Source organism: Gorillibacterium terrae, assembly GCF_051594785.1.
Classification (GTDB): domain Bacteria; phylum Bacillota; class Bacilli; order Paenibacillales; family NBRC-103111; genus Gorillibacterium.
The window spans coordinates 655,497-668,811 of the sequence record NZ_JBPPGI010000001.1; the positions used below are offsets into that span (position 1 = coordinate 655,497).

At 67.0% G+C, this 13,315-nt stretch carries 8 protein-coding genes; all 8 read right to left on the reverse strand.

The annotated features are described in order from the left end of the window. Positions 1-23: 23 nt before the first annotated feature. The 8 genes from ACSEXS_RS02800 to ACSEXS_RS02835 all read right to left on the reverse strand — a co-directional run bounded on the left by ACSEXS_RS02800 (position 24) and on the right by ACSEXS_RS02835 (position 13,274). The gene (locus ACSEXS_RS02800; protein WP_438431664.1) at positions 24-3,047 is read right to left on the reverse strand and encodes a VWA domain-containing protein; all 3,024 of its coding nucleotides are present in this window, start codon (positions 3,045-3,047) and stop codon (positions 24-26) included. Further along, positions 3,031-5,055: a vWA domain-containing protein gene (locus ACSEXS_RS02805; protein ID WP_438431665.1), complete on the reverse strand. Its 2,025-nt coding sequence runs from the start codon at positions 5,053-5,055 to the stop codon at positions 3,031-3,033. Before ACSEXS_RS02805 ends, ACSEXS_RS02800 begins: the two co-directional genes overlap by 17 nt. A 25-nt stretch (positions 5,056-5,080) precedes the next feature. Then, on the reverse strand, positions 5,081-6,166 hold the full coding sequence (locus ACSEXS_RS02810; RefSeq protein ID WP_438431666.1) for a DUF58 domain-containing protein: 1,086 nt from the start codon (positions 6,164-6,166) through the stop codon (positions 5,081-5,083). Beyond that, on the reverse strand, positions 6,163-7,152 hold the full coding sequence (locus ACSEXS_RS02815) for an AAA family ATPase (protein WP_438431667.1): 990 nt from the start codon (positions 7,150-7,152) through the stop codon (positions 6,163-6,165). The genes ACSEXS_RS02810 and ACSEXS_RS02815 overlap by 4 nt, the downstream gene beginning before the upstream one ends. A gap of 12 nt (positions 7,153-7,164) precedes the next feature. After that, complete coding sequence (locus tag ACSEXS_RS02820; protein ID WP_438431668.1) at positions 7,165-9,003, reverse strand: DUF8809 domain-containing protein; 1,839 nt, start codon at positions 9,001-9,003, stop codon at positions 7,165-7,167. A 70-nt stretch (positions 9,004-9,073) separates the two neighbouring features. Continuing rightward, the gene (locus tag ACSEXS_RS02825; RefSeq protein ID WP_438431669.1) at positions 9,074-9,979 is read right to left on the reverse strand and encodes an ABC transporter permease; all 906 of its coding nucleotides are present in this window, start codon (positions 9,977-9,979) and stop codon (positions 9,074-9,076) included. Beyond that, a complete protein-coding gene (locus tag ACSEXS_RS02830; protein ID WP_438431670.1) occupies positions 9,976-10,905 on the reverse strand; it encodes an ABC transporter ATP-binding protein in 930 nt (309 codons plus the stop codon). Before ACSEXS_RS02830 ends, ACSEXS_RS02825 begins: the two co-directional genes overlap by 4 nt. Beyond that, on the reverse strand, positions 10,902-13,274 hold the full coding sequence (locus ACSEXS_RS02835; RefSeq protein WP_438431671.1) for a DUF8725 domain-containing protein: 2,373 nt from the start codon (positions 13,272-13,274) through the stop codon (positions 10,902-10,904). Before ACSEXS_RS02835 ends, ACSEXS_RS02830 begins: the two co-directional genes overlap by 4 nt. Positions 13,275-13,315: the final 41 nt, after the last annotated feature.

The following is a 13,315-nucleotide window of genomic DNA, read 5'->3' on the forward strand; positions in this document are numbered from 1 at the left end:
CCGAGCCGATGGCATGGAGGCGGTCAGCGCCTGCGCTGCTTGGCGGCCAGCAGGCGGTTGAACGTCTCGTTCGCGGCGGGGCTCGCCGCCTCGCCCGGCGGTGGTTCGGACCCCGCGGACGGCGCGGGACGAACCGGCGCGGCGGCGGGTGCCTGGGGCCGCTGCGGTTCGGCCGGGGAAGCCGTCCGGGCCGGGCGTGCATCCGGGCGAGGGACCGCGGCGGGTGCCGGAGGAGTACGCGTCGATCGCTCCGGGCGATCGGTCGGCGGCGGGATGGGCCGAGCCTGATCTTGCGCGCTCGCCTCCCGCTCGGCGGCGGTGCTGCTAACGGGCGAGCCGGACGGCGCATTGCCCGACCGGTCCGCGCCGTAGAAGGCGCGGGCGCGCTCCTGCCGGCCGCGCAGCCGCGACAGGGCGGCCGGCGGCTCGGCTGCGGCGTCGGGGCCGAGGCGAGCGCCGCCGAGCCGCCGCGGGTGAAGCCGGGCGAGCGCAGCGGCGATCCGCTGCCAGGGCAGGGCCAGCCGCCGCGAGGCGATGTCGAGCGGCCAGAGCAGGAGCGCCGCGATTAACAGCGGCAGGCTGAGGCCGATCTGCCGCTCGCCGGGGCGGACCGGTCCGGCGAAGACCTCCTCGGGGCGGTCGAGCCGGAGCAGCTTGCCGCCGGTCGACTCGGCCAGCTGCTTCAGCCGGTCCATGGCGTCGCCTTCGTCGATGCGGTATTCCGGCGAGTACGGCACCACGAAGCCGGTGGACGCGGCTCCGGCGGATGCGCCGGAGGAGTCCTGCAAGTCGACGCGCGTCAGGTAGGTGCCGGGCGCGAGCTCTCCCAGCTCGGCGCGGTACTGGCCGGGAGCCGCGGGCAGAGCGTCTGCCGTGCGCTCGGCCAGATCGTCGCCGCTCACGATCACCTTGGCTTGGGCGGCGGTGTCGGAAGTCCGGCTGTCAAGCGACAGCACCGTCTCCGCTCCGGAGGTATCCGCCGTCACCTCCACCGGCGAGGCGTGGAATTGCGGGAAGGTCCATTTGACGATCTGGCTGAAGGTATCGGCGAATTTCGTCCACCCGGTCCAATCCGGCGCCCATTTGCCGGTCACGTCGCTCGTCCAGGCCACCGTTCGTCCCGAGCCGTATTGCCAACGGGCGAGCAGCGGGTCCGGCTCCGGACTGAGGAGGCCGACCTCGGCCAGCTCCTTCGGGGTGGTGGCGACATACGCGTTCACCTGCGGAACGCCGCTGCGAAACAGCTTGTCCCAATCGGCGGCTTGGCCGATGGCCGGAACGAACGGCTTGTCCACGATATACGTCCGCGACAGCAGCACCGTCTCCCGGCTGAAGATGGCCGGTATCGTGCTCTGGTCGTCGGTGAAGTAGTAGCGGCCGTTCGCGAGCCCGGCGAGCCGCTCCAGGAGTTGCTGGTCGGAGTCCGTTCCGACGGCCACGGTGGACATCGTGATGCCCTTGGCGGTCATCTCCCGGGTCAGGCTCTCATAGCTGCCGCCTCCGGCCGATTGGCCGTCGGTCAGCAGGATGATGTGCTTGCGCGCCGCCTTCACCTCGGACAGCTGACGGTAGGCCTCCTGCACCGCCGGGAAGATGTCCGTCCCGCCTTCCGCCTGGATCGAGCCGATCCGGTTCACCATGTCGTCCTTGTCGGTGAGCGGCGTCGGTTCCGCCACCCACCAGAGCGAGGAATCGAAGGCGAGCACGCCGACGGTATCCTTTGCCCTCAGCAGCTCAACGGTCCGCATTGCCGCTTCCTTGGCCAGGTCCAGCTTGCCGCCGCTCATGCTGCCGGAGCGGTCGATGACGAGCGCCATGGCCAGCGGCGGAATTTCCCGCTTGCCGGTCAGCTCCATCTTGACGGGCAGCGCCTGCTCGATGGGGGTCTTGAAATACCCGCCCATGCCGTAGCTTTGATCGCCGCCGGTCATGACGAGCCCCATCCCGTAGTCGCGGACGGCCTGCTCGATGAGCCGCATGACCTTCTCCGGCAACCGGGTGGCCGGAACGTTGTTCAGAATGAGGCTGTCGAAGGCGGCGTAATCGGCCAGCTCCAGCGGAAGCTGCTCCGGCGGGACGACCGAATAGCCGATCAGCCCCGATTTGAGCACATTCGCCAGGTTGGCGGAGCTTCCGGGCTCGCCTTCGGCGATGAGCACCTGCGGCGGGCCGTTCACGCGGCTGAAGGCATAGCCGGCATTGTTGGCGCTCACCTCGTCGCCCGCCATGTAGAGCTCCGCCCGGTAGCGGTGCAGCCCGGTACTGGCGGCAAGCGCCTCCAGGGCGAGCCGATTCTCGCCCTTTTCCAGAGCGACCGCCGAGCGGGCAATCTCCCGGTTGTCCTCGAACACCCGAAGCTCGCCCTCGGCGGCGACGGTGCTGGTGACGGCCACCTCCAGCGTATACTTCTCCGCCTGATACAGGGAGGCCGGCAGCTTGACGCTGTCCACCGCCGCGTCCGGTCGGGAGGCGGCCGCCGAAGCGACGGGGAGAATGTCCAGCACGATGCCGCGGTCCTTCAGCAGCCGCGCTTGCCGCGCCAAATCGCCGGCATTTTCCCGGCCGTCCGTGACGAGCACGACCCGGGAGTCGGAGCGGGTAGGCAGGAGTCCGCTCGCAAGCTGCAAGCCGCTGCCCGGATTGGAGAACATCCGGTTGACCTGAGCGGCGAAGCCCCAGCCGGCAAGCGGCTCGGCCGACAGGCTGCGCTCCACGGCGGAATCGAGCCCGGCGGCGATGACGCCCACCTGATCCCGCTTGCCTTTGGCCTCGGCCGAGCGCCTCAGCCAATCCTCGACGCCCTTGCCGGAGGGCATGCTCTCCGAACGGTCGGCGACGTAGAACACCGCCCGCTCATGGACGGGCAGAACCGCTTGCAGCCCGGCCGCCGAGAGGATCAGCGAGGCGAGCAGCGTCAGGCGAAGCGCGAGGAAGAGCCGCCTCGGCCCTCTGCCCCGGCGCGCGGGAGACCGCCAGGTGAGCACGGCGAAGCCGATTAGGGGCAACAGGAGCAGCAGCGCCCAGGGAAAATCAAAGCGAATGCCCACGCCGGTACACCCCCCATTCCAGGAAAATCATCAGCGCTGCGGCGAGCGCCAGCCAGCGGAGCAGCGGCAGCCGGTCGCGGCCGTCGTTTGCACGGCTGGCCGCATCGCCGTCCGTTCCGTTGGGCGGTTGTGCGCCCGGTTCCGGATTGGTGGCGGACAAGGTCAGGCCGCTGCGGTTGTCGAGGCGGCTCTCCGCCGGATCGGCGGCGACCTCGAGCAGACTGGCCCGCACCGTTCCGTCGCCCGCCGTCTCTTCGAACCGGTACAAGCCGGGAATCGGCGGTACGGTTTGCAGGCTTGCGACGGTCCCCGCCTCCGTCTCCGCCGGATAGCTGCCCGGCGCTCCGGCGGCGGTGCCCGCAGTGCGTTCCACGGCGACCCAGCGGGCCGAGGCGGTGTTGGCGGACAGAGGCAGCTCCACGCGCGTCCCCGCCGTTTCCCGGCCGAGGGCGCGAACGGCGGTCTCGCCCAGCCAATCGGCGGCGTTTTGCACCAGGATGGGAAATTCGGTCCGAAGCGGCAGATCGGAATCGTGCAGGCTGAAGGCAAAGGCGAGCCGCCGCTGCCCCTGCTCCGTTCCGCCGATGACGAGCGGAACGCCTCCTTCGGAGATCAGCGCCTTCCCCCAGACGGGAAGCGCGGCGGATTGGGCGGCGGAGATATGCGTGTCCGCGAAGCTGATGTGCGCCGTGACGGGATGTGCGGCGACGACCGGCTCTCCGCCCGGCAGGGAGACGGAAGAAGCGTCCGTGCCGGAGCCGATCGACCAGACCGGCTTCGTAGCGAGGAGCCCGGCCCATTCCTTGGAATCCGCCTTCGGCTGAAAGCCGTCCAGCACGATGAAATCGACGGCTTCCTTCAATTGCGGCGGCGCTTCGCTCGGCGCGGCCTTCGTCACCGCCGTTCCGGTGAGCTGGAGCGCCTTTTCCAGGAACAGATTGCCGTCCGTAATCAGCAGCGCCCGTTTGCCGCCGCTGTCGGCCGGGAAGGCGTAGGCGCTGTCGTCGAGCGGATAGGGATCGTCTCCATCCACGAGCAGCCGGTAGTAGTCGGCGGCAGGCAGTCCGTCGAAGGAAACGCCGGCCTGTCCGCCCGCTTCGAGCGTCATTTGGCGCGAATCGGCCGGAGTCTGTCCGGCATAGACCGTCAGCGTAAAGCGGCGGGGGGCGTCGGATGTGTTGCGAATCGTCCCGGCGGCATGGAACGCCTCGGCGTTCCCGTCGCCGGACGGCGCGGTCTCTCGGCCCGAACCGGACGGAGAAGCTTCCCGGCTCACGCCGAACTGAACGACGGACAGGTTGCCCGCCGCTCCTGCCGCCGTTCCCGCCGCCGTTCCCGCTTGCCGGACCCGCACCGGAACGGCATACGGAATGCCGTCCGTTTCCTCCGGCCACTGGCCGTCGGTATATACGACGATTTCGCCGTCGGGCTTGTCGGCGGTCAGCGCCGCGGCCAGCGACATCGCTTCCTTGTAGCCGATTTTGCCGTAGGAGGGGGCGATGTCCCCGATGGCCTTGCGGATTGCGGACCGATCCTGTTCGCCGGTGAGCAGAAGCTGCGGTTCTTCGCCCATGGCGATCAGGGTGATGCGGCTGCGCCCCGGTTTTGCCCAGTCGGCGAGGGCGAGCCGTTTGGCTTCCTCCAGACGGGAGGCAGGAGCGGCCGAGCCGGACGATCCGTCGGGGCCGGCCGCTGCGTCGGCCGCCGCCGTCATGCTGGCGGAGCGGTCGATCACGATCACCGTCTCGCTCTTCGCTCCTCGCGCGTAGACGAACGGCTGCATGGCCGCGAGCACGAGCAGGGCGGCGGCCAGGAGCTGGAGCAGCAGGAGCAGGTTATTCCTCAGCCGCTGCCAGGGCCGGTTGGCCTCCGCTTCGCGGAGCACCCGGTTCCACAGCAGGTGGCTGGAGACGAGCGTGTCGGTATATCGCCGCTTCAACAGATACAGGATCAGGATGGCGGGCAGAATCAGCCCGAAGCCCAACCCGGCGAGCGATGCAAAATGCATGCGTCCATTCTCCTTTCGGCCGGAATCAGCGGACCAAGCCGCCGGAGCGAAACAGCCGGTTGATCGTCTCCATCGCAGGGACGTCGGTTACGGCGCAGATGTAGCCCATCCCGCGCTCGCGGCAGAACGAGGCGAGGCCGTCGGTATAGGTCCGCACCGCTTCCCGATAGGCTCCGAGCACCTTGGGGCTCAACGCCACTTCCTTGCCGGTGCCGGATTCGCTGTCGACAAGTCGCAGGTCGCCGAACAGCTCGGGGGCCAATTCTTCGGGTGACAATACCTGCACGGCGATGACCTCCTGCCGGGCCGCCTGCAGGTAGGCGAGCGCTTCCTCGACCCCCGATTCATAGAGAAAATCGGAGAACACCCACGCCATGCCGGGCTGCTTCGGAACGGCGAGCGGCGTCATCAGCGCGGCGGCGATATCGCCGGCCGCTTCCGGGCGCGTCTCCTCCAGAAAGGCGAACAGCCGGGAGGCGGAGCCTTTGCCCCGAAGCTGCGGCAGCTCCCGGCTGACGCGCTCGCCGAAGAAGCGGACCCCGGCGCGGTCGTATCCGGCGAGCGCCATATACCCGACCGCGGCGGCCAACCGGCGGGCGTGAAGGAATTTGTTCCCGCTCCGGGGGACGGCCGGCGAAGCCGAAGGCGGCCCGGCCGGCGAATCCCGCATCGGAAGCGGCGCGTCCGGATTCGGAGCGGCCGTCCCGCTTGACGCCGCCTGAGCTTCTCCGCCTGGTCCGGAAGCGGGGGCGGCTCCGGCGCTGCCGGCTGTTCCACTGCCGCCGAAGCCGCTGCTGTCGCCGCCGAAATCCATCGAGCGCGAACAATCGAGATACAGGTGGACCTGCAGCTCGCGCTCATCGAGAAATTGCTTGATGAACGGCTTGCCGGTCCGCCCGAAGACGTTCCAGTCCAACTGGCGGGTGTCGTCGCCTGGCGCGTAGAGCCGGTAATCGGCGAATTCCAGCGAGGAGCCGGCCTGGCGCGACCGGCGGCGGCCCTGCATGGCGCCGCGCACGCGCGATTTGGAGACGAGCGCGAGCCGCTCCAGGCGCAGCAGGTCCTGCGGATCGGGGAACAGCAGCGTGCCCGGTACGTTGGCCTGGTTCATCGGGAGCCGTCCGCCGCCGCCAGCATATCGCCGATGAGGGCGTCCGTCGAGATGCCGGAGGCTTGGCCCTCGAAATTGAGCAGAATCCGATGGCGCAGCGCCGGAAAGGCGACCTGGCGGATATCGCCTGCCGAGACGTGCAGCCGCCCTTCGCTGAGTGCGCGGATCTTGCCGACCGTGATCAGCGACTGCAAGCCGCGCGGCCCGGAGCCGAACGCGGCATAGCGGCGGACGGAAGCCGGAGCTCCGGCTTCCGCGGGGTGGGAGAGCATGAGCAGCCGAACGGCGTAATCCAGCACCTCGTCGGCGACGAGAATGTCCTTGGCCCCTTCGCGGATTTCCTCCAGCACGGCGGCGTCCGCCGCTTTTTCCGCTTGGGGGACCGCGCTTGAGGTCGTGCGCCGGACGATCTCCTTCAGCTCGTCGGGCGTGGGATACGTCACGTTGATCTTGAGCTGGAACCGGTCCAATTGGGCCTCCGGCAGCGGGTAGGTTCCTTCGCTTTCCAGCGGATTCTGCGTTGCCAGCACGAAGAACGGGCGGGGAAGCCGATGCGTTTCCGAGCCGATGGTCACCGTTTTTTCCTGCATGGCTTCGAGCAGGGCGCTTTGGGTCTTGGGCGTGGCGCGGTTGATCTCATCGGCCAGCACCAGGTTGCCGAAGATCGGCCCACGCTGAAATTGATAGGAGGTTTCACCGCGCGCGCCGAACTGAATCACGTTCGTGCCGGTGATGTCGGCGGGCATCAGGTCGGGCGTAAACTGAATCCGCGAGAATTCCAGGCTGAGGGCGTCGGCCACGGTGCGCACGAGCATCGTCTTGCCAAGTCCCGGTATGCCTTCGAGAAGGGCGTGGCCGCCGGTAAAAATGCACCAGAGCAGCTGCTCCACCACCTCGGTCTGGCCGACGATCACCTTGCCGATCTGCGTCCGTACCTCCGCGAGGGCCGCCTGCCAACGCTCCACTTGTTCCTTCGATTCGATCAAGTCGTCCACCTCTTATTCCGGATTGATCCCGGTAAAATAATCGCGCACCAGATTCTGCAGGTTCTGCGGCAGGGGATTGCGCTCGAGCGAGCTTCTGGCCGCGGTTTCGTAATCGCGGTAAACCTCTTGATAAGGCCGGGTGGTTCCGTCGATCGCCGGGGCCGGTCCTCCTTGCTGGACCGAGCCTTGGCCCGGCGAAGCGGGGCCGCCGTCCTTCTGGACGTTGCCGGAGCCCTGCAGCGAGCGGGGGGTGCTGACGAGGTTGCGGCTGCCCGCGCCGAATCCGGCACCGGATCCCCCGGCACCCGATCCGCTGCCGCCGCTGCCCGACCCGGTTCCCCGGCCGCTCCCTGAACCGGCTCCGCTGCCGCCGCCGGTGCCTCCTTGCCCGGAGCCGCTTGCTCCCGACCCCGGGCCGGTTCCTTGGCCGCTGCCGCCGCCTGCGGCTCCTCCGGGCGCGGGGCTGCCGGCCCCGGGGGCGTCGCCTCCGGCGGAGGAATCGCCGCCCGGCTCCGGCTCGCCTGCGGCCATCGCCTGAGCGTCGCCGCCGGGCGCCCAACCGCCGGATGCGGGCTTACCGGTTCCCGCGGCAAGCCGACCGGCCGCGGCGGCGCCGACCTCGGCGAGCGCCTTGCCTTCCTGCGCAGCCAGGGCGGCGAGGCCGCTGTCCAGCTTGCCTTCGGCCAGCGCCTGCTGCAGCGCCTGGTCCATGGCGGTCAGCGCGGCCTGCATGGCCGCCGTGTCCGCCTTGGCTCCGCTGTCCGCCGCCTGCTTCATCCGCTCGGCGGCTTCTTTCATGGCTTGCTGGACCTGCTCGCCGGCTTTGCCTGCGGGCGTCTTCGCAGCCAGCTTCTCCAATTGCTCGGCGAGCGCCTTCTTCTGCTCGTTGCTCATCTTCGCGACCGACTCGCGGAGTGCGCCGCCCGCCTTCGCAAGCTGCTCCTGCGAGCGCTTGGCCAGGCTTTCGCCGAGCGCCTTCAAGTCGGGCGTCTTCTTCAGCTCCTCGGCGAACCGGCGTGCGGCGGCTTCCTTGCCGCGCGCCTCGTCGAGCTGCTTCTGCATCTCGCCGAGCGCCTTTTCCATCTTGTCCAGCGCGGCTTGCGGGTCCTTGGTCTGCCGGAGGTCCTTCTGCAGCTCGGCCAGCGCATCGGCGATCGGCTTCTTCGCCGCCGCCGGGAGCTCGGCCTCGCGCACCCGCTCGGCCGCCTGCTCGATCTTGTCACGGCTTTCCTGAGCCAGCCTCTGCCGCTCTTGCCGTTCGGCGATGACGGAATCCTGCGGGTTCGGCAGCAGGAGCAAGACGGCGGTCAGCGCCAGCAGCGCGCCAGCAGCCGCCAGGCGCCGGCGCTCCACCGGCAGAGGCACCGCCGCGCTCAGCCGCTCCCGGGCCGCTGCGATGGCAGCGAGCCCTTCCTGCCGCTGCAGGCGGGCGACCGGCTGCTCGCTGTCGGCGTAGTCCAGGGCGGTAGCGGCCGGATTGCCGCCGCTCAGCCGGTCCGCCGCAGCGGCGGCTTGCGAGAGCCGCACCGGACGCAACAAGCCCCAGGCGAGCCCGGCCAGCAGGCCGGCGGCGAGCCCAATCAGCGCCGCAGGCCGGTAGTAGGCGAGCGGCCAAATGCGCGCCGGCACGGCGATGCCGCTGGCCGCTCCGCCTCCGGCGAGTAGGCCGACGAGCGTATAGCGCGCGGCGCGGACCCCGCGAAGGCGGCGGCGGATGGGGGAGAGCGCCGCGCTCAGCGACCCGGCTCCGCCGGTGTTCCGCCGCTCGGCTTCCGTTTGGGCCCGGCCCCGCCTTCCGATTCGGTTAAACGGCAAGCGGCTGCTTCGCGGGCGTCCGGTCTGCTTTTCCATAGCCGTTCCCTCCTAATCTATCGGTTCGATATCCTTGCGATTCATTGCCCTGCCGGTTCATCCAGCCCGGTCAGCGCCGGCGCTTGCCCATGGACGGGCGAATGAAGCGGATGCTGAGCAAGATGGCGGCGATCGCCAGAATGGTCATGGCGATCCCGTAAAGCTGCCACATTTCGATCGGGGCGACGGAAGCGCCGGAGGAACCCGGCTTGCGGAAGAGGCTGTCCGAGAAGCCGTCTTGGAACAGGCTAATCAAAGCGGCTACGGGGTTCAGTCCGAGCACGTAGCCCGCCCAGCTATGGCCGGTGGTGGCGATGCCCCCGGATGCGTAATAGGAACGCTCCATCAACTGCCGGAAGAACAAATAGAGAATGCCGGTGCCGCCGAACAGGAACAGGCTGGTCCCATACGTGACGATGACCGACGTAACGGTCCGTTTGATAATCGTCGAGAAGAGCACCCCGAACGAGCCGAGCGCTGCCATGGTAAAGACATAGAATAGGAAAACCTTTCCGAGCTGGCTCGGGGAAATGCCGCCGTACAGAAAGACGATGCCATAGATGGGCAGGGTGGAGAGGACGAGCAGCAGCATGAAGCTGAGCGAGGAAGCCAGCTTGCTGAGAACGATCGCCGTCGAGCTCTGCTCCGTGGTGAGCAGCATGTTCAGCGTCTGCTTCTCCCGCTCGCCGCTGATGACGCCTGCCGTGAGTCCAGGTGTCATGAAGCCGATCAGCCCGAGCTGGACGACGCTCAGCACATAGAACAATTCCCGGCTCTGAGAAGGGTTGAAGCTGACGGCGGCGGTTCCGTTGATTCCCCGGGTGATGTACAGGAACGCGAGGGCGATTCCGCCGAACGCGACGAGGTAGAACAGCAGGGCGAGAGGCGAGCGCAGCGTGCGCATGCGCAGCCGGAATTCCTTGCCCAGCACGGGGTTAACCATGCGTCTCTTGGACGCGGCCGATTTCGTTGTCATTCGGCGGGCCCTCCTCTCGTGATTTCCAGGAAGACGTCTTCCAGATTGGTCTGCGCTTCGTTGAAGGCGATGACGCCAAAGCCCCGTACGGCCATTTCCTTCAGCAGCTCGGCCTGCTCGGCGTCCTGTCCGCTGAATTGGACATGCAGCCCGTCTTCCCCGGCAAAGACGGACGCGACATGGGGCTGGTCCCGCAGGAAGCCGGCCGCCTCCTCGACCGGACCCAGCAAGCGGATATGCAGCACCCGCTTGACCCGCAGCCGGTCCTGAATCTCCTGCACCTTGCCTTGGGCCACCATGCGGCCGTTCTCGATGACGCCGATCTCGTCGACCATCTCCGCCAGCTCGGGCAGGATGTGCGAGGAGATGAGGATGGTTTTGCCCATCGATTTCAGTTCCTTCAGAATCTCCCGCATCTCGATGCGGGCCCGCGGATCGAGGCCGGAGGCCGGCTCGTCCAGAATGAGCAGATCGGGCTCATGCACCAGGCAGCGGGCGAGGCAGAGGCGCTGCTTCATGCCGCGGGAGAGCGAGTCGACATAGAAGTCCTTCTTGTCCGACAGGTTCACGAGCTCCAGGAGCTGCGGGATCAGCTTGTCCCGCTCCTGCCGGGGAATGCCGTAGCTGGCTCCGTAAAAATGCAGGTATTCCGTGGTCTTAAACTGATCGTATACCCCGAAAAAGTCCGGCATGTAGCCGATTCGGCGGCGGATTTCCTTGGGGTGCTCGGTCACCTCCAGCCCGTCGACCTTGGCGGAGCCGGAGGTCGGGGCGAGCAGGGTGGCGAGGATGGACATGGTCGTCGATTTGCCGGCGCCGTTCGGTCCGACGAAGCCGAAGACGGAGCCCTTGTTTACCTTCATGTTGAGCTCCCGCAAGGCGTGGAAGGAGCCGTAGGATTTGGTCAGTCCTTGAATGTCGATCACGGCGACACCGTCCCTTCCAGAGAGAGTTGCGGCAGCCAGTAGGGCATCTGTGCGGTGGAGGTCGCTTTCAACCGCAAGATCCGGCCGTTATCCAGGTAGTCGCCAACGCTGTCCTGCAGAACGAACTGTCCGCCCTGATACGTCACCGGCACCCACTTGCCGGTCTTGTTGTTCTTCAGTTCCACCTGAACGCCGCCTTTGGAAATGCCCTCTTCAAGAGTAAGCTTCTGATAGGAAGCGGTTCCTCCGACGAGCGGCAGACGGTATTCCACTTCGATGGAGCCTGCCGTGATCTCCAGGTAGTCGCCATTGTTGAACAGCACGGAGTTCCCGCTTCCGGTCACCTGCGGCTTGACGGCGCCGAAGGGAACCGAGATCCGGTTGCCCGATATGGCTTGAACCGGAACTTCCTGCGAGTACAGGTTCAGGCGATCGAAGCGGGAGGCTCCTTTGGCCTGGAAATCGGCTTTCTGGTCCTTGCTCCAGCCGATCACCCGAACCGCGCTGTATTTGCCTGCCGCGCTCAATTGAGTGAAGTAATGGGAGGCGAGGTTTTGCTCGCGTTCGAACGGGTAGCTCCGGCTGCCGTTGGAGTTGGGGAACATGCGGAAGCCGATGTCGCCGTTGTTCATGCTGCTCGAATAGCTGCCCGTATAGCTCTTGCTCTCCCCCTCGGCCAGATCGCCAACGGAGATCAGGCTGCCGTTCCAGACGACATAGACATCCGTCAAGGCTTGCCCGGTCTCGTTGGTAATCTCACCCGATAGCTTGTTACCCTCGAAGGTCGCGGTGGCGCGGAACTTACCGAGCGACTCCTCCCTGAGGTTCTCCCAATGCGTCTTGCGGACGGACCAATAGGAGATTCCCCGCCATTCCACCTTCAAGCTGTCCGGTTGGCTGTACAGGTAAGCGGAGGATTCGCCGGACAGCGCGGTGCTGATGTTGCCCATGTTCTGGGAGGTGTCGAACGGCATGGCCGAGGCGGAAGCCGGGAGGCCGATGCTGTATTTGCCGCCGTTCGGAACGAAGACGGCCGCGTCGGATATGCGCTTGCCGCCTCCGGAGCCGTCGAGCTCGAAGCGGTTCAGCTCATGCACCAGCACGGACGATTTGTCCGCCGCGCCGACGACATAAATGACACCCGTGGCGAGGATCGCCGTGAGCGGAATGATGCCCCAGGCCCATTCCCTTCGGTCGAGCTTCTTCAGCACGAAGTAAAGGATCGGAGCGACCAGGAGGGCGTAGCCGGCGAACAGCAGGGCGAGCAGTCCGAGCTTCGGCGCTTTGATCGACGGAAACAGATTGAGCGCGTTGTCGATCTGCCAGATGTTATTGGCGAAGGCCATCTGGCCGCTCCCCTGGTTCGTCTGCTTGAACGGAAAGAAGGCCTGCCACAGGGAGGCGTTGCCGTTCCAGCCGTTCAAGGACGGGTCCGCCAGATCGTACGCCCAGTAATAAACCTTGCCGAGTCCGGCCTGCTTGACGGCGATCAGCGGGATGTCCCCTTCGGACAGCAGGACTTCCGCTCCTTGCAGGGTGCCGGTGGATAGGGTTACCGGCGCCGACGGCTTCAGCTCCTTGCCTGCAAATGCGGCCAGCGCGGGCAAGCTGTCCCGCTGTGCGGTTCCTTCCGGACGAAGCGGAGCCAGCGCGGGGAAGGCCTGAACCGTCTTGGCGTATTGCGCGCCTCCGGCCAGGATCAGCATCCCGCCGCTCTTCACCCAGCTCTCGATGGCGGCCGTCTGCTCGGGCCGGAGCGCATCGCTCGATATGTCGTTCAGCACCAGCGCATCAAGCCCGGAGAGCAGACCTGCCTCGTCGGGCAAGTCGTCGGGAGTAAGCGGTACGCTGGTCAAATCTGGATTGCGGATGCCGGACAGGAAGCTAAGCGTATCCGGGTCGCGGCTCACGCCGCCGATCAGGCTGTAGCTTGTCACCCGGAGGGACACGGCGGTCTTGCCGTCAAGGGCAACCGCTTTTCCTTTGCTTACGCCGCCCTCGATAAATGTCACTTCGTTGTTCTTCACGGTGTAGCTCAGTGCGGGCAGCGACAGCCACACGGTTTTGGAGCTGCCCTCGGGCAGCTCCAGGTGGCGGACATAGGAAACATCCTTGCCTCCGGCGGGACTGACGGCCGTCAGGACCAGGTCGCCCTCCAGGGTTTTGCCCGGATTGGTCAGGCTGATGCGGACAGGTACGTTGCTTCCCTCCCGCGCCTGTCCTTCATATCCGGCTTCGATGCCGATTTTCACCTTCTCGCCCTCGGCATGCACGGTGCCGGAGGGCAGAGGGAGGGGGGAGGCTGCGAGCCCGATGGCGAGGGCCACAGCGAACAGGCGGACGGCGAGCGTCCAGGGTTTCGTGCGCAAGCGGCAAACTCCTCTCTTTTTCGTCTGTCTCTACCTAAATA